Origin of the sequence: Plasticicumulans acidivorans, assembly GCF_003182095.1 — a bacterium.
In the GTDB taxonomy this organism is placed as follows: domain Bacteria; phylum Pseudomonadota; class Gammaproteobacteria; order Competibacterales; family Competibacteraceae; genus Plasticicumulans; species Plasticicumulans acidivorans.
Window position 1 is genome coordinate 219,846 of the sequence record NZ_QGTJ01000001.1, and the last position, 19,667, is coordinate 239,512.

16 protein-coding genes are annotated in these 19,667 nt (G+C 68.0%); 7 read left to right on the forward strand and 9 right to left on the reverse strand.

Annotated elements, in window-relative coordinates; translation table 11 throughout:
- Window positions 1–3 precede the first annotated feature (3 nt).
- The 6 genes from C7443_RS00930 to C7443_RS00955 form a co-directional block, all read right to left on the reverse strand.
- Window positions 4–1,494, reverse strand: a complete 1,491-nt coding sequence (locus C7443_RS00930) for an AMP-binding protein (protein ID WP_110016698.1) — start codon at window positions 1,492–1,494, stop codon at window positions 4–6.
- Window positions 1,487–2,053 carry a thermostable hemolysin gene (locus C7443_RS00935; RefSeq protein ID WP_170123434.1) on the reverse strand — a complete coding sequence of 189 codons (567 nt, stop codon included), beginning with the start codon at window positions 2,051–2,053 and terminating at the stop codon, window positions 1,487–1,489. The genes C7443_RS00930 and C7443_RS00935 overlap by 8 nt, the downstream gene beginning before the upstream one ends.
- Before the next feature lie 59 nt (window positions 2,054–2,112).
- The gene (locus tag C7443_RS00940; protein WP_110016700.1) at window positions 2,113–3,516 is read right to left on the reverse strand and encodes a sensor histidine kinase; all 1,404 of its coding nucleotides are present in this window, start codon (window positions 3,514–3,516) and stop codon (window positions 2,113–2,115) included.
- Entirely contained in the window at window positions 3,513–4,190 is a 678-nt protein-coding gene (locus C7443_RS00945) for a response regulator (RefSeq protein ID WP_110016701.1), read from the reverse strand. Before C7443_RS00945 ends, C7443_RS00940 begins: the two co-directional genes overlap by 4 nt.
- Before the next feature lie 26 nt (window positions 4,191–4,216).
- Window positions 4,217–4,864 carry a DUF6134 family protein gene (locus C7443_RS00950; protein WP_110016702.1) on the reverse strand — a complete coding sequence of 216 codons (648 nt, stop codon included), beginning with the start codon at window positions 4,862–4,864 and terminating at the stop codon, window positions 4,217–4,219.
- Window positions 4,865–4,993: 129 nt separating this feature from the next.
- Window positions 4,994–5,281 carry an encapsulin-associated ferritin-like protein gene (locus tag C7443_RS00955; RefSeq protein WP_110016703.1) on the reverse strand — a complete coding sequence of 96 codons (288 nt, stop codon included), beginning with the start codon at window positions 5,279–5,281 and terminating at the stop codon, window positions 4,994–4,996.
- Between the two features lie 208 nt (window positions 5,282–5,489).
- Between C7443_RS00955 and C7443_RS00960 the strand changes: the two genes are divergently transcribed.
- The 4 genes from C7443_RS00960 (at window position 5,490) to C7443_RS00975 (ending at window position 10,165) form a co-directional block, all read left to right on the forward strand.
- Complete coding sequence (locus C7443_RS00960) at window positions 5,490–6,767, forward strand: L,D-transpeptidase family protein (protein ID WP_110016704.1); 1,278 nt, start codon at window positions 5,490–5,492, stop codon at window positions 6,765–6,767.
- Window positions 6,768–6,841: 74 nt separating this feature from the next.
- Complete coding sequence (gene trxC / locus C7443_RS00965) at window positions 6,842–7,270, forward strand: thioredoxin TrxC (protein ID WP_110016705.1); 429 nt, start codon at window positions 6,842–6,844, stop codon at window positions 7,268–7,270.
- 91 nt (window positions 7,271–7,361) lie between these two features.
- Entirely contained in the window at window positions 7,362–8,780 is a 1,419-nt protein-coding gene (locus C7443_RS00970; protein ID WP_110016706.1) for an MATE family efflux transporter, read from the forward strand.
- 50 nt (window positions 8,781–8,830) lie between these two features.
- On the forward strand, window positions 8,831–10,165 hold the full coding sequence (locus C7443_RS00975) for a DUF3422 family protein (protein ID WP_170123435.1): 1,335 nt from the start codon (window positions 8,831–8,833) through the stop codon (window positions 10,163–10,165).
- A gap of 12 nt (window positions 10,166–10,177) precedes the next feature.
- On the opposite strand, the gene relA is transcribed toward C7443_RS00975, so the two are convergent.
- A complete protein-coding gene (gene relA, locus C7443_RS00980; RefSeq protein ID WP_246004488.1) occupies window positions 10,178–12,346 on the reverse strand; it encodes a GTP diphosphokinase in 2,169 nt (722 codons plus the stop codon).
- Between the two features lie 80 nt (window positions 12,347–12,426).
- Window positions 12,427–13,260, reverse strand: a complete 834-nt coding sequence (locus C7443_RS00985) for an HDOD domain-containing protein (RefSeq protein WP_110016709.1) — start codon at window positions 13,258–13,260, stop codon at window positions 12,427–12,429.
- Window positions 13,261–13,396: 136 nt separating this feature from the next.
- Between C7443_RS00985 and cysG the strand changes: the two genes are divergently transcribed.
- On the forward strand, window positions 13,397–14,773 hold the full coding sequence (cysG, locus tag C7443_RS00990) for a siroheme synthase CysG (protein WP_110016710.1): 1,377 nt from the start codon (window positions 13,397–13,399) through the stop codon (window positions 14,771–14,773).
- Window positions 14,774–14,780: 7 nt separating this feature from the next.
- Here cysG and C7443_RS00995 read toward each other — a convergent pair whose 3' ends face one another.
- Entirely contained in the window at window positions 14,781–17,690 is a 2,910-nt protein-coding gene (locus C7443_RS00995; protein ID WP_170123436.1) for a bifunctional diguanylate cyclase/phosphodiesterase, read from the reverse strand.
- Window positions 17,691–17,878: 188 nt separating this feature from the next.
- Between C7443_RS00995 and mnmA the strand changes: the two genes are divergently transcribed.
- Together mnmA and hflD are read left to right on the forward strand one after the other, a co-directional pair.
- On the forward strand, window positions 17,879–18,985 hold the full coding sequence (mnmA, locus tag C7443_RS01000; RefSeq protein WP_110016712.1) for a tRNA 2-thiouridine(34) synthase MnmA: 1,107 nt from the start codon (window positions 17,879–17,881) through the stop codon (window positions 18,983–18,985).
- Between the two features lie 48 nt (window positions 18,986–19,033).
- Window positions 19,034–19,654, forward strand: a complete 621-nt coding sequence (hflD, locus tag C7443_RS01005) for a high frequency lysogenization protein HflD (protein WP_110016713.1) — start codon at window positions 19,034–19,036, stop codon at window positions 19,652–19,654.
- Window positions 19,655–19,667 lie beyond the last annotated feature (13 nt).

A 19,667-nucleotide genomic window follows, 5' to 3' on the forward strand; every position in this document is an offset into this window, starting at 1 on the left:
GTTTCAGACTCCATCGACAGTGAGACAGGCGCGCGACCCGGCGTACAGCGCATCGATACGGGTCGCGAAATACTCCAGGGCGGCGCGCCGGCGCAGGCGGCCGTTGCCGGTGAGCAGGCCGGCGGCCTGCACTTCGCGCGGATCGAGCAGCAGGCTGCGCCGCGGCCGGGCGTAGGCCGGCAGCGGCGCGCACAGGGCATCGACGCGCGCCTGCAGCTCAGCGGTGCCGACGTGCGCCAGCGCGGCGGCGGCCTCCAGCCGCGGCAGCAGCAGCGCCACCGGATACGGGCGGGCATCGCCGGCAAGCAGCGCGTGGCTGAAGCGCATGTCGCCGAGCAGATGGCTCTCCACCCACTCCGGGCTGAGGTTGCGGCCGAAGGCGGTGACGAAAACGTTGTCGCGACGCCCGTGCAGCCACAGGTAACCGTCAGCGTCTAACGCGCCGAGATCGCCGGTACGCCAGCCGTCGGTCGGCGCCTGCCCGCCGAGATAGCCGGCCATCACCGAGGGGCCGTGGACGACGATTTCACCGGCGTCGATGCGCACATCGAGCCCCGGCAGCGGCCGGCCGACGCTGCCGGCGCGCCGCTCGCCGGGACGGTTCAGCGCCACCACCGAGCAGCACTCGGACAGGCCGTAGCCCTCGTAGAGCGGGATGCCGCAGGCCTCGGCCGCGGCGGCCAGCGCCGGCGCCACCGCCGCGCCGCCGACGGCGACGAAGCGCAGCGAAGCCGGCGCCCGCTCGCCACGCTGCTGCAGCTCGGCCACCCAGGCGGCGAGCAGCTGCGGCACCAGCACCAGCGCACTGGGTTGCTGTTCGCGGCAGGTCTGGCGCAGCGCGCGGGTCTCGCCGCGACCGCAGGCGGCGGCCAGCGCCGGGGCGAAATGCACGCGGGCACCGCGCAGCAGCGGCACATGCACCGCACACAGCGTTTCCAGCAGCAGCGGCAGCGGCAGCACCGACAGATAGCGGTCCGCTGCGCTGCTGGCGCTGGCCGTGGCCAGCGCCGCGGCACTCCAGTCGAGCTGGCGACGACCGAGGCGCACGCCCTTCGGCGCACCGGTGGTGCCCGAGGTGTAGACGATCAGGCCGCCGCCGGGCTGCGCCGCCGGCAGCGGCGCCTGCACCTGCGCCAAAGGCAGCACGTTGGCGCCGAGGCGCTGCACGCGCTCGACCCACGGCGCGCTGCACAGCACGGCGCCGACGCCGGCATCACGCAGGACGTGACCGAGCTGCGCATCGCTGAAGAAGGTCGGCAGCGGCACCAGCGTGCGCCCGGCGTACAGCGCCGCCAGCTCGGCGATCGCCCAGTCGCTGCCGTTGTCGGCGAGCAGGCCGAGCACCGGCGGCGCCGTCGCCAGCGTGCGCGCCAGCCCGCCGATGCTCGCCAGCAGAGTCGCGCGGTCGAGCTGCAGGCCGGGCTGGCTGAAGGCCGGCGCCTGTGCGGCGGCGGCGGCGTGGTACTGCAAAGCGGCGAACAGATCCTCAGCCACGGCACGCACTCCGCTGCCCCGACCAGGCACGCAGCCGCGCACCGTCGACGGCACAGACACTCGGCCCGCTCAGGTAGTAACGCCCCCAGCGGCCGGCGTCGGCGAGCCGCGCCGGGTCGGCGCCGGCCAGCGCCAGCAGCGGCAGGCCGAGGCGGCGCAGCAGCGCGCGCAGACGGTCGGTCGCCGTGAAGAACGCCCAGTCGAAGCCCTGCTGCTGGCCCCAGTCGACGATGTGACCGAGGAAACCCACCGCCGCCCCCGGCGCCTGGCTGGCCAGCGTGGTGACTTCGAAGATGCGCGCACGCTGCACCGCATGACCGGCGGCAGTGCCGAGCAGCGCTTCGATCGGCAGGTCCAGATACTGTTCGGAGAAGAAGCCATCCGTGGCGAAACGCAAACCGGCCGCGCACTGCGGCTGGCCGTTGGCATCGACGTGGGCGAGCAGGCGCACGGGAAAAGCGCTCGGCGTGGCCGCGTATTCATAGGCGTAGACGCGGCGGATCAGGGCTTCGGTGGCGGCGCGCAGAGGGTGCGCGGGCAGCACATCGACGAGGGTCATGGCAGGCTCCGCAAGGGGCCGACGCGGCCCCGATGGCATGACAGGCTGCGGGCCTACGCTTACTCCACCCTTACCGGTGAGGATTCGCCGCCAGCCTCGGCGCACGGCGGAAAATGCAATGTGAACAACGCGCCGCCGCCCGCGGCATCGTCGACCGAGACATGGCCGTGGTGCATCGCCAGCGTGCGCTCGACGATCGCCATGCCCAGCCCTGCGCCGCTGCCGCCGGCGCGGTCGCGCCGCCGGCCGCCCTGCCAGAAGCGGCGGAAAATCAGCTCGCGCTGCTCGGGCGGCACGCCCGGCCCGCGATCGCGCACTTCGACGCTGGGCGCGGGGCTGGTGCCGACGCGGATGCTGACGGTGGTGCCGCGCGGAGTATGCGCGAGGGCGTTTTCGACGACGTTGCGCAGCGCACGGAACAGGTAGTCATGCACGCCATTGACCACCACCGGCGCTTCAGCCCCGAGCACTTCCAGCGAACGGCCGGAATCGATGGCGAGCGGCGCCAGCTGCGTGGCCACCGCCACCGCCAGTCCGGCCAGATCGCAGCGGTCGTCGGCATGCAGCTGCAGCACTTCGAGGCGGCTGGCGTCGAGCAGCTGGTTGACCAGTCGTTCCATGCCGGCGACGTCCTCAGCGAGCGCGCGCACCGTCGCCGCATCGCCGAGCAGGTCGAGATGGGCCTTGAGCACCGCCAGCGGCGTGCGCAGGTCGTGGGCGACATCGGCGATGAACTGGCGCTGCACGCGGTAGCCGTTCTCCAGGCGCGTGAGCGCCGAATTCACCGCCTGCACCAGCGGCAGCACCTCGCGCGGCAGATCGACTTCCGGCAGGCGCGCGGCGACGTTCTCCGGGCCGATGCCGGCGGCAGTCGCCGAGACCTGGCGCAGCGGCAGCAGCGCGCGGCGGATGATCATCAGGTTGACCACCAGCAGGACCACCACGAACGGCACCCACAGCCAGGCCAGATGACCGATGAATTCTTCCAGCAGCGAGTCGCTCTGCAGTTCACGATCGGTCGACGCCACCTGAATCCACAACCGCCGCCCGCCGATCTCGACGCGCCGGCTGATGCCGTACAGCCGGCCGCTGCTCGCCGTCGGCGGCACCGTGAAGTATTCGCGCGGATGCTTTTCGTCGACCTTCTCCAGTGCCGCGGTGACCTGCTCGGAGGCGGCGAGCAGATGGCCGGCGGCATCGATGACGGCAAAGCGCGCGGCGCTGTCGCGCAGCGATTCGGTCAGCTCCGGCGGCAAGGGCAGATCGAGGTGGGCATCCGGGCCTTCGAGAAAACGCTGCAGCAGCCGCGATTCGCCCTGCAGCGTGTGTTCGCGCACGCGATCGTCGGTGCTGGCGAACTGCAGGTAGAGCAGGCCCGCAGCGCTGCACACCGCCAGCAGGCTGACCACGATCAGGCCGCGGGCGATGCGCGCCAGCAGTGAGGGCGGTGGCGCGGTGCTCACGGTTCGCGGTCCGACAGCAGGTAGCCGATACCGCGCAGGGTGTGGATGTGGGCGTCGGCGCCGGCGGCCTGCAAACGCTTGCGCAGGCGGTGGATCAGCACCTCGACGGCGTTCGAGCCGACCTCCTCGCCGAAGGCGTAGAGCGCGTCTTCGAGCGCCGGCTTCGACACCACCCGGCCGGCACGGCGCAGCAGCAGTTCGAGCGCGTCGGTCTCGCGGCGGCTGAGCAGCAGCGGCTCGCCGTCGATCTGCACTTCGCGGCTGACGGTGTCGAAGCCGAGATTGCCCTGGCGCAGCTGCAGGCCGAGTCCGCGCCCGGGCCGGCGCAGCAGCACGCGCACGCGGGCGACCAGCTCCTCCATCGCGAAGGGCTTGAGCAGGTAGTCGTCGGCGCCGCCGTTGAGCCCGCGCAGGCGGTCGTCGAGGCCGTCGCGGGCGGTGAGGATCAGCACCGGCGTCGAGTCCTCGCGCCGGCGCAGCGTCGCCAGCAGGCTCATGCCGTCGGCATCCGGCAGGCCGAGGTCGAGGATCGCCAGTTCGTAGGGTGTCGTCGTCAGCGCGTGCTCGCCGGCCTGCGCGGTGTGCACGGCGTCGACGGCAAAGCCAGCCTCGCCGAGACCGGCGGCGACCAGCTCGGCGAGGCGCAGATTGTCTTCAATCAACAGCAGGCGCATGCGCCCCCCAGATCGGCAAACGCGCCTCAGCGCAGGGCGTAAACGATTTCGGAGTCATCCTTGGCCTTGAAACGGACCTGCACCAGCTGGCCGCTGGCGTCGTACCAGAGATCGCGCTGCAGGCCACCGCTGAGCACGTAGTGATGGGCGTTGCGCGCCGCGCCGTGCACCTCGACCGGTTCGAGGCCGGCATCGTGCACCGTCACCGGCATCTGCGTGCCTTCGAGCGTGTTCAGCAGCGTGTGCTGACTGGTCAGCCGCGGGTTCCACAAGCTGGCGGTGACGATGTCGGCCGGCGCCGTCGACTGCTGCCCGTCCCCGTCGACCGTCAGGCCGCCGGCCGCCGCGCTGACGTGCAGCGTGTGCTTCTTGCCGTCGTCATTGGTCTGGGAATCGAGCTTGACCAGCTGCTGGCCGCGCCACTCCTCGTGCGCGTGGTGCTCGAAACGATAGACGGGAATCATCGCCATCGTGACGACGACATGCGTGTCGATGTCGACATGCGTCTGCTCGCCGTCGCGGGCGACGTGAATCAGGTCGTGGCCGACCTCGCTGCCATTGCGCAGCACGGTGAAATCGAGCTGCGTCGATGTCGCTGCCAGCGCCGGCAACGGCAGTACGGCGGCAAGCAGCAGGGGCGATGCGGTAATGAGTGCAGCACGCACACGGGACATGGTGACCTCGGCAGGCAATGAACGAGGGCGCCCACCCTGCCGATCCGGCCTTACCGCAAACTTACCGGGGCTTTTGCACGGCAACCGGGCCCGCTGACCCTGCGGCGCGGGCCGGTGGCCAGATTTCGATCAGTCGTGCATCAGCGACTTGTCGGTGAACAGGTAATCCTTGAGCTCGTGGTCGAAGTTGGGATCGTGGCGACGGATCCATTCGAGCAGCATCGAGGCGTGTTCCTTTTCCTCGTTGGCGTTGTGCTGCAGGATCGCCTTGAGCTCCGGCTCCTCGCAGGCATCGGCGCGCTGGTTGTACCAGTCGACGGCTTCGAGTTCTTCCATCAGCGAGACGATGGCGCGGTGCATCTCCAGCGTCTGTGCGGACATTTTCTCGATCGGCTCATGCAAGCCTTCACTGGACATGGTGTGTTCCTCGATTACGGATGAACAGGCCCGCCGGCGGCGCTCGGCCGTACCGGCGGACGACTCGCCTTTTACCGCGTCCGCGGGGTGCAGTGCCATGATCCTTGTACGTGGCGCACGGATGGCCCGTCGCCCGCGTAGCCGCTGACAGGCGTACCGCTTACACTGCAAGGAGTTACTGTCCGCCATCGTGCAAAGACCATACATCATGCTCTCCCGCCAAATGCTTTCCGCCGCCCTCGCCGCTGTGTTGCTCTGCAGCAGCGGCGCTGCCTTCGCCGACAATCCCGATCTGGGCCAGCTGCAGCAGGAACTGCAGCGCCTGCAGAGCCTGGACAAGCCCGAACCGGCCACGCCGAACGGCTGGAAACGCGGCGCGGCGGCACGCAGCGGCGAGCAGCTGCGGGCACGCCTGCAGGAATGGGGCTATGACCCCGGCCACGGCGACGCCGGACTGGAGGCCGCGCTCAAGGACTTCCAGCGCGTCAACCATCTCAAGGCGAGCGGCGTGCTCGACGCCAACACCCGCAAGCGCCTGCAACTGCCGCGGGAAGCGCGCATCGCCCGGCTCAGCAACCGGCTCGATACCGAGGCCGAAAAACCGGTCGACATGTCGAGCCCGCGCCACATCGTCGTCAACATTCCGGCCTTTCGCCTGCGCGCCTATGAAGACGGCAAGCCGGTGCTCGAATCGCCGGTAGTGGTCGGCCGGCCGAAGCGTCCGACGCCCGAGCTTTCCGTGGCGATGCGCGCGGTCAAGTACAACCCGACCTGGACCGCGCCGCCGACGATCGTCAAAGAAGATCTGCTGCCGCTGCTCAGCCGCGATCCGGCGGCCTTCGCCCGCCGCGGCATGGTCGTACTCGACTCGAAGAACCGCCAGATCTCGCCGTCGGCGATCGGCGGCATCAGCCCGGGCCGTTTCTATTCGGCCGGTTATCGGCTGGTGCAGCCGGCGGGTGACCGCAACGCGCTCGGCAAGCTGAAATTCGAGATCACCAACACGCCCAGCGTGTACATGCACGACACCAATCACCGCAGCGACTTCGGCAAGCCGGTGCGCGCGCTGTCCTCGGGCTGCGTGCGTGTGCAGCAGTACCTGCCGCTGGCCGCCTGGCTGCTGTCGCGCAACGAGGCCGACATCCAGTCGCGCATCGATCGCGGCCGTACCGCGTCCGAGGCGGCACCCGACATCCCGGTCGATTTCGTCTACTGGCTCGCCGAAGTCAACGACGGCCATATCGTTTATCTCGATGACGTCTACGACCGCCTCGACCAGCCGCGGCGCCCGGCGCCGAAGCCGGCAGCGGAGCCGGCCACGCCGAGCAGCGAACCGTCGGCACCGGCGGGCACCACCACGGCCTCCGCCGCGGTATCGTCGACGGACGTGGCCAGCATCACGCTGCAGCCGGCGACGCCGCCGAGCTTCCTGGAGACGACGCCGCCCCAGGTGACGCCGGTCGATCCGACGACGGCGGCCCGCTGAACGGGGCTGAGGCTTGCATTTTTCATCCGCGCCCTCACCACGGGCACATGGATCGTACCGAGGGGTGAAGACCCGTGATCGTCAGCTGCCCGCATTGCCATGCCAAGAACCGTCTTGCCGATGAGCGTCTGTCCGAGGCGCCGCGCTGCGGCGTCTGCCACCAGCCGCTGCTGAGTGGCGCGCCGCTGGCGCTCGACGGCGACAATTTCAACGCCCTGCTCGCCCATGCGCCGCGACCGGTGGTCGTCGATTTCTGGGCGCCGTGGTGCGGTCCCTGCCGCAGCTTTGCACCGGCCTTCGCGGCCACCGCCGCCGGCCCGCTGGGTGAACGGCTGATCTTTGCCAAGCTCGATACCGAGGCGCAGCCGGCGATCGCCCAGGCCCACGCCATCCGCAGCATCCCGACGCTTGCGGTATTTCAGCGCGGTCGCGAACTCGAACGCGTCTCCGGTGCGTTGCCGGCCGGCGAATTCGCCCGCTGGCTGGAACGCTTGGCCAACTGAATGGCATCACGCACTATCCACCTGAGCCTTGACCAGTGCGGCAGCAGCGCCGCCTGAACCACTGCTCCAGCCCACTCGACCCCGCTCGGCCATGAAGCTCGCATCGGCCGCGCGGGGTCTGTATTTCATGCTCGCCACCGGCCATCCGCTCCCAATGATCCACCACGAGGCCCTGTACCGCGCGCTCGGCGAACTGCGTACGCTGCTCGCCATCGCGGTGCCGCTGATGATTGCCCAGGTCGCACAGATGGCGATGGGCTTCGCCGACACGGTGATGGTCGGCCGCGTCGGTGCCGCCGAACTCGCGGCGGTCGGCATCGGGCTGTCGATGTGGCATCCGCTGTATCTGTTCGCCACCGGCGCACTGATGGCGGAAAGCGCGCTGATCGCCCGCCTGATCGGCAGCGGCCGCACCGGCCATATCGCTGCGCTGGCGCGCCGTGCCCGTCATCTGGCGTGGCTGTTCGCCGTACCCTGTGTGCTGCTGCTGCGTGCGGCGGATACCCTGCTGTTCCGCCATCTCGCCATCGATCCGGCCATCATCCCGGTGGCGCAGGAGTACCTCGACGCGCTGTCCTGGGGCGTACCGGGTGCCTTCCTCTACCTGGCGGCCCGTTTCGCCACGGAAGGACTCGGCCAGACCCGCCCGGTGCTGATCGCCGGGCTGAGCGCCTGTGCCGCCAACGTGCTGCTCAACTGGGTGCTGATCTACGGCCATCTGGGCTTTCCGGCGCTCGGTGCGCGCGGCTGCGGTTACGCCACCGCCGCCTGTCTGTGGCTGGAGGCGATCGGTCTGCTCTATATGAACCGCCGCCAGACACTGCTGCGGGGCGACGCTGGCGACGGGCCGGGCCTGCGCGAGCTGCTGCGGCTGGGGCTGCCGATCGGCTGTGCCGTGTTCTTCGAGACCGCCATCTTCGCCGCCGTGGCGATCGCACTGGGCCGCCTCGGTCCGGTCGCCGTGGCCGCCCACCAGATCGCGCTGAACACCTCCGGCCTGACCTTCATGATCCCGCTGGCGCTGTCAGCGGCGATCACCGTGCGCGTCGGCCGTGCCCTCGGTGCCGGCGATCTGCGCAGCGCGCGCCGCTCGGGCTTCACCGGCGTAGCGACGGCCGGGGTCTTCATGATGCTGTCGGCCTGCTGCATCGCGCTGGCCGCAGAACCGATCGCCGCGCTGTACACGCGCGATACGGCAGTGGCGACACTGGCGGTGACGCTGCTGCATCTGGCAGCGGCCTTCCAGGTCTCCGACGGCCTGCAGGTATCGGCCTCGGGCGCGCTGCGCGGGCTGCACGATGCGCGCGCGACGATGCTGATCACGCTGCTGGCCTACTGGGGGATCGGCTTCCCGTTCGGCTACGCGCTGGCGTTCCACTTCGGCTACGGCGCACCCGGGCTCTGGTTCGGACTGATCGCCGGCCTGTCATGTGCGGCCGTGCTGCTCAATCTGCGCTTTTTCCACGAAAGCCGGCGGCGGCTTGCTGCACCGCAAAATAATCCCGCCTAACGGAATCTTTGTTTAGCATGCGGGACACTTACGTTTTCGGAGCCGCCCGCATGAACGCCCCCCGCCAGACGCCCCCGCCCAGCGTGTACGGCCTGCACGCCCATCCGCAGCGCGGTGCACTCGACCGCGAAACCCACGCCCGCCCGCCGGAAGAACTGTGCGCGCCGGTGCGCGCCACCCACCTCGCCATGCTTTCGGGCACCGGCGCAGCGGCCATCGACAATGACCGTCGCGCCGTCGCCCGGCTGTGCGAGCACTACGGTGTGCGCCAGCCCGATGCCGACGCGGTGCACATCAGCGTCGAATGCGGCGGCTTCCGCCTGAAATGGGAACGGCACACCGAATTCTCCGCCTACAGCTTCTATCTGCACGAGACCTTCCTGCACCCGTTCGAGCGCCCGGCGATCAGCTTGCTGCCGCCGGAGTGGCTGCAGTCACTGCCCGGCTCAGTGCTGGTGGCTGCACACATGGCGATCGAGCCGGCACGCTCGACGCCGCGCGATACGGTCGACCTGCACGTGCTGTTCGGCACCAGCAATCTGGCCGGTGGCCGCGTGCTCGGTGGCAGCGCCACCGTGTGGAGTGATTTCCACATCCACGGCGACGGCTTCTCGCGCATCCTGATTCACGATCACGGCCTGCAGGAGCGTCAGGCCGGCCGCCTCGCCCAGCGGCTGCTCGACATCGAGACCTATCGCACGCTGGCCCTGCTCGGCTTTCCGCTGGCGCGCGAAGCCGGCGGCCGCCTCGATGCGCTCGATGCCCGCCTGGTGCAGCTGACGGCGAGCCTGGCCGCCGGCGGTATCGATTTCGCCGGCGAGCAGCGCCTGCTCGATGAACTGGCGCAGCTGGCGGCCGAATCGGAAAGCACGCTGGCGGCGACCAGCTACCGCTTCGCCGCCAGCCGCGCCTACCGCGCGCTGGTCGAAAAGCGCATCGCCGAACTGCGCGAGGAACGTATCGAGGGCATGCAGAGCATCGAGGAGTTCATGGACCGCCGCTTCAGCCCGGCGATGCGCACGCTGGAATCGGTGCGTGAACGCCAGGAGCACCTGTCGCGGCGCGTGTCCCGCGCCGCCACGCTGCTGCGCACCCGTGTCGAGGTCAAGCTCGAACGCCAGAACAGCGCCCTGCTCGATTCGATGAACCGCCGCGCGCAGCTGCAGCTGCGCCTGCAGGAAACCGTCGAAGGCCTGTCGGTGGTGGTGTTGACCTACTACCTGGTCAGCCTGATCGGCTATGCGCTCAAGGGCATACAAAAGCTCGGCGTGCCCTTCAACCTCGAAATCACCACAGCCATCGCGATCGCCCCGGCCGCGCTGCTGGTCCACCTCGGCCTGCGGCGCCTGCGCCGGCGGCTCGGCGTCGAGGAGGACCCGCACTGAGCCGCGGCGAGCTCAGCCGCGGCGGCTGGCGTCGATGACGTTGGGCAGCTGGGCCAGTTTGTCGAGCAGGCGCGACAGCTGGCCGACGTCGCAGATCTCGATCGTCAGCGTCATCCGCGCGGTGCCGGCAGCTTTGTCCGAGAGCGTGTTGACGGCGACGACGTTGATCTTGTCGTTGGCCAGCACCTGCGTGATGTCACGCAGCAGGCCGGTGCGGTCGTAGGCTTCGATCTGGATGTCGACGCTGTAGCTCGCCTCGATCTCGTCACCCCAGGACACTTCGATCAGACGTTCACTGTGGTGCTCTTCGAGATCGAGCAGATTCGGGCAGTCGCGGCGATGAATGGTCACGCCGCGGCCGATGGTGATGAAGCCGACGATCGCATCGTAGGGTACCGGATGGCAGCATTTCGCCATTTGCGTCAGCAGTTTGCCGACGCCGCGGATGTGCACCTCACCGCTTTCGGTGGCCCGTGGCGCCTGTGTCACCGGCAGTTCGGGTTCGACCTGCGGTGGCGGCAGGATCATATCCTGCGCCACCGACACGACGTGCGCGATGGTCGTTTCACCACGCCCGATCGCCGCGAACAGCTCTTCGGCCCTGGCGTGGCCGAGCTGTTCGGCCAGACGCTCCAGGTTGACGTTGCGCACGCCGAGGCGATGCAGCTCGCGCTCCAGCGCCTGGCGGCCGGAGCTGATGCTGTGCTCAAGATCGAGCTGGCGGAACCAGTTGCGCACCTTGGTCCGCGCCCGTGCCGAACGCAGGTAGCCCAGGTGCGGCAACAGCCAGTCGCGGCTCGGCGTGGCCGATTTCGCCGACAGAATCTCGATCTGTTCGCCGTTTTTAAGCTCATACGTCAGCGGCACGATACGGCCGTTGACCTTGGCGCCGCGGCAGCGATGCCCCAGCTCGGTGTGCACGTGATAGGCGAAGTCGAGCGGCGTCGCCCCCTGCGGCAGTTCGATGATCTGTCCGCGCGGCGTCAGTACGTAAACCCGATCCTGCAGCGCTTCGGCCTTGAAGCGGTCGAGCAGATCATCACCGTCGCCGTCCTCGTCTTTCCATTCGAGCATCTGCCGCAGCCAGGCGATCTGCTGCTCGAAGGCCGAACCGTGCGCGGTGCCGCCCTCTTTGTAGCGCCAGTGGGCGGCAACGCCGAGTTCGGCGTTCTGGTGCATCTCCAGCGTGCGGATCTGCACTTCGAGCGTGCGCCCCTCCGGCCCGAACACCGCAGTGTGCAGCGAGCGGTAGCCATTGGCCTTGGGGTTGGCGATGTAGTCGTCGAATTCCTTGCGGATGTGATTCCAGCGTGCGTGCACCACACCGAGCGCGGCGTAGCAGTCGGCCACCGAGTCGACGATCACGCGCACCGCGCGCACGTCGAAAATCTCGTTGAACGGCAGCCGCTTGCGCTGCATCTTCTTCCAGATGCTGTAGATGTGCTTGACGCGGCCGCTGACCTCGGCGCGGATGCCGGCACGCTGCAGCTCTTCACGCAGCGCCGCCATGGCCTCCTCGATGTAGGACTGGCGCTCGATACGCCGCTCGTCGAGAGCACGGGCGATCCCCTTGTAGGCGCGCGGTTCCAGATAACGCAGCGCGAGATCTTCCAGCTCCCATTTCAGGCTGCCGATGCCGAGCCGGTTGGCCAGCGGCGCGAACAGATCCTGCGTCTCGCGGGCGATGCGCACCTGCGTGCCCGGATCTTCGGCACCGAGACGGCGCATGCGCTCCAGGCGCATGGCCAGAGCGATCAGCACCACGCGCACATCCTGCGCCATCGCCAGCAGCATCTTGCGCAGGGCTTCGAGCTGCTCGCCGTGCGCATTCAGCTGCTGGTGGAAATCCCCGACGACGGCGATCTTGGCAATGCCGTCGAGCAGCGCGAGGACCGATTCGCCGAAACGTTCGGTGACATCGTCGCGTGCCAGGTCACCTTCAGCGTATTTCGGGTACAGCAGGGCCGCGCAGACCACCTCGTGGTCGAGCTTGAGGCCGGCGAGCACATCGGCCACCGCCAGCGCCGGCGGATGTGCCCCCGGATGCGGGGCTTCCTCGCAGGCCAGCGCATGCGCCTCGCGCACGCGTTCGATCTGTCCGGCGCGCCAGCGCACCGGCAGTGCCGCCAGCCAGGCATCAAAATCGGTCAGGACGACCGCAACGTCAGTACGTGCAACCACTTGACTCCGGATTCCTTTCTCTAGCTTGCGACCACCGGCCGATGGTCGCGCAGGGGCCCGGGATTGGAGCCGGGCGAAACTCAGAAGATCGAACGAACTTCAGGACCGCAGTCGTGGACGACACCGATCGCCTCGATCAGCTGCCAGGGTTCGAGGCGTGCCTCCTCCCAGACATCTTCATCGACGCAGGCACCCGCCTGCTCTTCATCCAGCTGATCGGGGGTTTCGACCCAGCCCACGGCCCGCGTTGCCATATGCAGGATCGCGGCATCGCGTGTTTGTTCCATCGCGCGCAGCGGCTGGTTCTGGCTGGCGACGATTTCGACCAGCGCCTCGGGCATGTTCCACTGCGCCAGCAGCTCGGCGCCGAGATCGGCATAACTGAAGCTCAGCACGGCCTTCTGTCGCACCCAGTCACTGGCGTCGCTCTGCGCCTGCTCGATTTCTGCGGCGAGCGTCGGCAGCTGCTGGAAGGCAACCAGGCGACCGATATCGTGCAGGATGCCGGCGACGAACAAGCGCTCGACCTCGCGCACCTTGCCCTCACGGCCGAGCTGGCGCGCCAGCATCGCCACATTGACGTTGCGCCACCAGAACGCCTCCAGATCGAAGTGTTCATCGCGCACGCTCTTGAACATGCCGGTCACTGCGCTGGCCAGCACCAGATTGCACAGCTCTTCGGTGCCGATCAGGTTGATCGCCCGCAGCACGCTCTCGATCTTGCTCGGTAAGCCGTAAAACGGGCTGTTGACCAGGCGCAGCAACCGCGCCGAAATCGCCGCATCCATACTGACGACATCGGCAAAGTCTTTCAGCGAAGAGTTCGGGTCCTCGGCGAGCGCCCGCACTTGCTGATACGAGTCCGGCAGCGTCGTCAGATCGGTGACGCTGGCAGCCAGTTCTTTTACATTCATCGGCAGTTCTCCCTAGCTGCAACGATTTTCGCACAGTGCCACGCCAAGCGAGCCGGGCCTTAATACCTTGTGACTGTTCACCAGGTGAAAACGTGCTGCAAGTACATCGCGAAATACACGAGGAACCTCAGCGACCGTGGAATACCTGCCGATTTTCCTGCGCCTGCGCGCTGAACCAGTTCTCGTCGTCGGTGGCGGCGAAGTAGCGGCACGCAAGGTTGCGTTGCTGCAAGCCGCCGGTGCGCAGGTAACCGTGGTCGCACCGAGCTGCGTCCCCACGCTCGAACAGCAGGCAACGCGCGGTGAACTGCGCTGGCTGCAACGCAACTTTCATGCCGACGACATTACCGAGGCCCGTCTGGTCGTCGCCGCCACCGATACGCAGGCGGTCAATGCCGAGGTATCGCGCTTGTGTCATGCCCTTGCGCGCCCGGTCAACGTCGTCGACCAGCCGCAGCTGTGCAGCTTCATCATGCCGGCGATCGTCGACCGTGATCCGGTATTGATCGCGCTGTCGACATCTGGTGCATCGCCGGTGCTCGCCCGCCTGCTGCGCGGACGCCTGGAATCGCTGATCCCCGCGGCCTACGGTCGCCTCGCCCGCCTGTGCGCCGAGTACCGCAGCAAAGTGCAGGCGGCACTGCCAGCGGCACGCCGCCGCGAATTCTGGGAAAACGCGCTGCAGGGTGCAGTCGCCGAGGATGTGCTTGCCGGGCGTGAGGACGCGGCGCGCCGTCGCCTCGACGCCCAGATGGCGACGGCGGACAGCACCGCGCCGGCCAGCGGCGAAGTTTATCTGGTCGGTGCCGGACCCGGCGACCCCGATCTGCTGACGTTTCGTGCGCTGCGCCTGATGCAGCAGGCCGACGTCGTCGTCCATGATCGTCTGGTCGCCGAACCGATACTCGAACGCGTACGCCGCGACGCCGAGCGCATCGACGTCGGCAAGAACGCCGCCCGCCACAGCCTGCCGCAAGAAGAGATCAATGCATTGCTGGTACGTCTGGCACGCGCGGGCAAACGCGTGCTGCGGCTCAAGGGGGGCGATCCGTTCATCTTCGGCCGTGGAGGCGAAGAAGTCGAAGCCCTCGCTGCGGCGGACATCGCCTTTCAGGTGGTCCCAGGCATCACCGCAGCCTCGGGCTGCGCCAGCTATGCCGGCATCCCGCTGACGCATCGCGACCATGCCGATGCCTGTGTGTTCGTCACCGGCCACCTGCGCAAGGACGGCAGCCTTGACCTGGACTGGCCGGCACTGGCCCGCCCGCGTCAGACCCTGGTGTTCTACATGGGGCTGCAGGCAGCCGCCGCGATCAGTGCCGGGCTGACCGGCCACGGCCTCGGCGCCGGAACGCCGGCAGCCATCGTCGAACGCGGTACCCAGCCCGGGCAGCAGGTGTACCTGAGCACGCTCGGCGAACTGCCGACGCTGGTCGCGACGCGCAGCATCGCCTCCCCCGCGCTGCTGATCGTCGGCGAGGTCGTGCAGCTGGCACGACTCGCCTGGCGCTGAGCGACGTTCAGGAAAGCGGCGCCGGCCCGCCCGCGAGCATCGGGAAAAAGTCACTGACCGGTCGCGGCCGGTCGACGTGGTAGCCCTGCGCGTAGTCGACACCGACGTCACGCAGCAGCGCCAGCGTGCGCTCATTCTCGACGTATTCGGCGATCGTGCGCTTGCCGAAGCCCACCGCGATCTGCTGCACCGCGCGCACGATCACCTGATCTTCCGGCGTGTCCGGCAGCTGGCGCACGAAGGAACCATCGAGCTTCAGGAAATCCACCGGGAAATGCTTGAGATAGGTGAACGACGAGAAACCGATGCCGAAATCATCGAGCGCGAAATGACAGCCCAGCGACTTGATGGCGAGGATCGTCGCCGACGCCTGGGCGAAGTCGGCAACCGCTGCCGTTTCAGTGATCTCGAAGATCAGGCAGCTCGGATCGACCCCGGAATCGAGGATCTCCTGACGCAGCAGAGGCAGCAGATCCGCGTCGCCGAAGGAATGCCCGGACAGATTGATCGAGAAATGGATCTGCCGACCGCTGCGGTGCAGCTCGGCAAGCAGCTTGATGGCGCGATGCACGACGAGGCGGTCGATCTGCAGGATCAGGCCGCTGCGCTCGGCGGCATCGACGAAGGCCGAAGCGCCATGCACCGTGCCGTCGACATCGAGCAGCCGCAGCAGTACCTCGTAATGCGACACGCTGCCGTCGCGGATGTTCATGATCGGCTGCAGGTACAGCTGGAAGCGATCCTCGGCCAGCGCGCGGGCCACACGGTCTTTCCACAGCACCCGATCCTGCAGACGCTCGCGGGCTCGATCGGCATCGGTATACAGATGCCAGTGGCCGGGACCGGCCTCCTTCGCCTGGTAGAGCGCATAGTCGGCGTGGGCCAGTAATTCATCGACACTGCTGCCGTAGGCCGGGAACAGCACCACGCCGACGCAGGCCGATACGTGATGCGACTGGCCGCTGATGGTGCAATACACCCGGCTGAGCACTGCATTGACCTGGCTGGCGATCGCCCCGATGGCGTCTTCCGATGTATCGCGCACCAGCAGTGCGAACTCGTCGCCGCCGAGCCGCGTCACCAGCTCGGCGTTGGCCATCTCGCGCACCAGGGCATTGGCGACGTTTTTCAGCAGCCGATCGCCGCTTTCGTGCGAATCGGCTTCGTTGACGTACTTGAACTGGTCGAGATCGAGCATCAGCAGCGCACCGATGCGCCCCTGGCGCTGCGCGGCGCTGAGCATCAGCGCCAGTTCTTCCTGCAGCCGCCGGCGGTTCGCCAGCCCGGTCAGCACGTCATGGTCGGCCAGCCAGGCCAGGCGGTTTTCCGCGCCGCGCCGCTCGGTGTTGTCCAGGCCGATCACCAGATAAACCGGATCACCGGGTTGCGTGCTGTGCAGACGCGTATGCTGCCAGGTGACGTTGCGCAGGTTGCCGTCACGGCCGGCCAGCAGGGAATCGTGACGCAGGTGCTGGTCGCTGGAGGCGAGTGCCTGCATGCGGGCGACGATGTCGAAGCCACCTTCGGCGAGCAGCAGCGTATCGAAACGCCGGCCAATCAGATCCAGCGGCGTGCAGGCGCACAGCGAGGCGGCGAATGCATTGGCTTTGACGATGCAGCAATCGGCGTCGAGCGTCAGGATCGCCACCTGGGCGGCTTCGAGCAGGCTGGAGACGAAATCGCGCTCGCGGGACAGTTCATCACGCTGGCGCGCCAGCGTGCGCGTGCGCGCATCGACCTCGCTTTCGAGTGCTTCGAGACGATCGGCGAGGTGCATGGTCGTCGCGTCGAGCCGGTCGATTTCATCACTCGTGCGCCAGCGTGCCGAACGCACCTGACGGGCAATGGTGCGCCGAACCAGATCGAAGCGGCCGTGCGCCAGCAGCGGCAGCGTGTTCGCCGTCGTGCGCAGCCGTGACATCGGCCGCCAGAGAATGCCGAGCAGCAGCAGCTCAGCCCCCAGCCAGCCGATACCACCGGCGGTGAGCACCTCGCGGGTGGCACTGCGGATGGCTTGCACCGAGCGGGAAATATCGGCGATGACCACCAGGCGGATCGGCGCATCCCCCGGCGCGGCCGGCAAAGGCGCGACGAGCACTTCATACGTGCGCTCATCGAGCCGCACCTGCACCAGCCCCGAGGAGCCCGGGTTCGGGTACGCCTCGCTGACCGCCTGCAGCACCGGCAGTGACGCCGCCGGATTGGTCAGTGCCGACACCTCGGCCGCCCAGGACTCGATCCGCCCGAGTGCCGGCTGACGATCGCCGTAGGGTCCGAACCGCAGCAGGCCGACGTCGGCGCCCGACACGGCAGCGAAGTTGCGCAGCAGATCGGCCAGATTGACGCCAAGGACGATGACGCCGACGCTGCGCCCGCCGGACAGCACCGGCTGCGCCAGGTACTGCACGCAGTACGGTCGGCAGTCGAGCACCGTCTGCGCCGTTTCCGTCTGCGCCGCGCGCGCGAGCATCGCCTCGAAGCGCGGACCAAGCTGTTGATCCGGCTCGACTTCCCAACGGGCAAGACGCTGGCCGTCGGCATCATAGAGACCGACGATATCGAGCCCCAGATCGAGCTGCAGCGCCGCCCACTGGGCATCGAGCGCCTGGAAAGCCGCCGTCTGGTCACGCTGCTGCAGCGCATTGCGCAGCCCCGGCAGCGACGGAATCAGCGCCGCGAGCTGGCGCAGGCGGTCGCCGGCCTGCGCCGTCAGCGCCTGCCATTCGCGCTGGCGCGCCGCACTGGCCTGCTCACGCTGCTCCAGTGACTGCGCGGTGAGATTGTGGTAACTCAACCAGGCGCTGCTCAAGGCCATCAGCAGCAGCACGATGCTGGTCAGCAGCAGTGCCCGCCACTTCAGACTGACAAAACAGCGTTTGCGCGCAGATTCAGAACTGTCCTTCAGCGGCTCATCCATAGCACCGATCCGACAGCTCACGCCCCATCGACGGCAGTGCCTGCGGCGCCACCGCGACCGGTCGCAAGGACATATCCATTCGACCCCGATCCGGGTCATCACGTGCGGCATCCCTTGCCGCAAGGTTATCATTGCGCGACGCCGTGCTTTTTGCACGTCGCTGTCCCTTTCCTTCCATCCGTATCGGGATGATCAGCTTGCCTTCCAATCCCGCTCCCCGTGTCGTCGTCGGTCTATCCGGCGGTGTCGATTCGGCCGTTTCCGTCTGGCTGCTGCGCGAGCAGGGTTTCGATGTGCAGGCGGTGTTCATGAAGAACTGGGAAGACACTTTTGAAGCCGGTTGGTGCAGTGTCGCCGAAGATCTTCGTGATGCCGAGGATATCTGCGCCACGCTCGATGTGCCGCTGCACACTGTGAACTTCGTTGCCGAGTACCGTGAGCGCGTCTTCGCGCGCTTTCTCGCCGAGCTGCAGGCCGGACGTACCCCGAACCCCGACGTGCTGTGCAACCGCGAGATCAAGTTCCGCGCCTTCCTCGATCACGCCCGCCGCCTCGGCGCCCAGTACCTCGCCACCGGCCACTATGCCCGCCGTGACGTGCAGGACGGTCGCAGCCGTTTGCTCAAAGGCTGCGATCCGGGCAAGGACCAGAGCTATTTCCTGCACGCCCTCGATCAGGCCCAGCTCGCCAATGTCCTGTTCCCGGTCGGTGAGCTGCCCAAGCGCGAAGTGCGGGCGATCGCCCGCCGCCTCGGGCTGGTCGTGCACGACAAGAAAGACTCGACCGGCATCTGCTTCATCGGCGAGCGCGATTTCCGCGAGTTTCTGGCACAGCACCTGCCGACCGAGCCGGGACCGATGCAGACCCCCGAAGGTGAAGTCGTCGGCCAGCATCTCGGCCTCGCCTTCTACACGCTCGGCCAGCGCCAGGGCCTGAACATCGGCGGTCGCCGCGGCGGCAGCGGCGCGCCGTGGTTCGTCGCCGGCAAGGACCGCGAGCACAACGCACTGATCGTCGTACAGGGCACGGATCACCCGGCCCTGCTGGCCGGCGGACTGCGTGCCTCACAGCTCAACTGGATCGCCGGTGAAGCGCCGGCAGCCCCGTTCAGCTGCGCGGCGAAGATCCGCTATCGCCAGGCCGATCAGCCATGCACCATCGTCGCCCTCGACGCCGACCGCTGCGAGGTGCGCTTCGCACAGCCGCAGCGCGCCGTCACACCGGGACAGTCGGTGGTGTTCTACAGCGCAGAGGTCTGCCTCGGCGGCGGCATCATCGATACCGCCTTGCCCTGAGCGGCCTTCGCCTCCATATCGTTTCCGTACAGTTTCCGACCTCCGATCATGCAGAAAACCGACCGCGAACGGGCCATCGCCCTCGCCGCCCTGTTCCAGGCCACCTCACTGGTACGGGACATCGCCTACACCGGCCAAGCCAATGCCGCCGATACCGAAACCTGCCTGCGCAGTCTGTTCAAGATCGATGCGACGGATATCGACGACGTCTTCGGCGGTCTGCAGGGCCTGCGTCGCGGCCTCTCGCTGCTGGCCGAGGAGCTGCGCACACCCAAGGAAATGGAGATCGCCCGCTACACCGTCAATCTGCTGGTGCTCGAACGCCGGCTGCGCGGCAACACGGTGATGAACGAGCGTCTGGCTGACGGCCTGCGCACCATCGAAACCCGCCTTGAGCATTTCCCGCTGCTGCACGAGAACATCATCGCCGCACTCGGCGAGCTCTACAGCAACACCATCTCGACGCTGCAGCCGCGCATCATGGTCAACGGCGAACAGATGCACCTGGCACAGACGGACAAAGCCTCGCGCATCCGCGCATTACTGCTGGCCGGCATCCGCGCCGCAGTGCTCTGGGCGCAGGCCGGCGGCGGCCGCTTCACGCTGCTGTGGCGCCGCCGAGCCCTGCTCGAAGAGGCCCAGCGTCTGCGCGCGCAGCTCGACGACTGATCGGCGCGCGCCG

Coding starts and splice junctions, on each gene's coding strand:
- C7443_RS00950 (WP_110016702.1), bottom strand. CDS start 4,864: ATGTCCCGTGTGCGTGCTGCACTCATTACCGCATCGCCCCTGCTGCTT.
- C7443_RS00935 (WP_170123434.1), bottom strand. CDS start 2,053: ATGACCCTCGTCGATGTGCTGCCCGCGCACCCTCTGCGCGCCGCCACC.
- C7443_RS00955 (WP_110016703.1), bottom strand. CDS start 5,281: ATGTCCAGTGAAGGCTTGCATGAGCCGATCGAGAAAATGTCCGCACAG.
- C7443_RS00945 (WP_110016701.1), bottom strand. CDS start 4,190: ATGCGCCTGCTGTTGATTGAAGACAATCTGCGCCTCGCCGAGCTGGTC.
- C7443_RS00975 (WP_170123435.1), top strand. CDS start 8,831: ATGAACGCCCCCCGCCAGACGCCCCCGCCCAGCGTGTACGGCCTGCAC.
- C7443_RS00970 (WP_110016706.1), top strand. CDS start 7,362: ATGAAGCTCGCATCGGCCGCGCGGGGTCTGTATTTCATGCTCGCCACC.
- C7443_RS00995 (WP_170123436.1), bottom strand. CDS start 17,690: ATGGATGAGCCGCTGAAGGACAGTTCTGAATCTGCGCGCAAACGCTGT.
- mnmA (WP_110016712.1), top strand. CDS start 17,879: ATGATCAGCTTGCCTTCCAATCCCGCTCCCCGTGTCGTCGTCGGTCTA.
- hflD (WP_110016713.1), top strand. CDS start 19,034: ATGCAGAAAACCGACCGCGAACGGGCCATCGCCCTCGCCGCCCTGTTC.
- C7443_RS00960 (WP_110016704.1), top strand. CDS start 5,490: ATGCTCTCCCGCCAAATGCTTTCCGCCGCCCTCGCCGCTGTGTTGCTC.
- C7443_RS00985 (WP_110016709.1), bottom strand. CDS start 13,260: ATGAATGTAAAAGAACTGGCTGCCAGCGTCACCGATCTGACGACGCTG.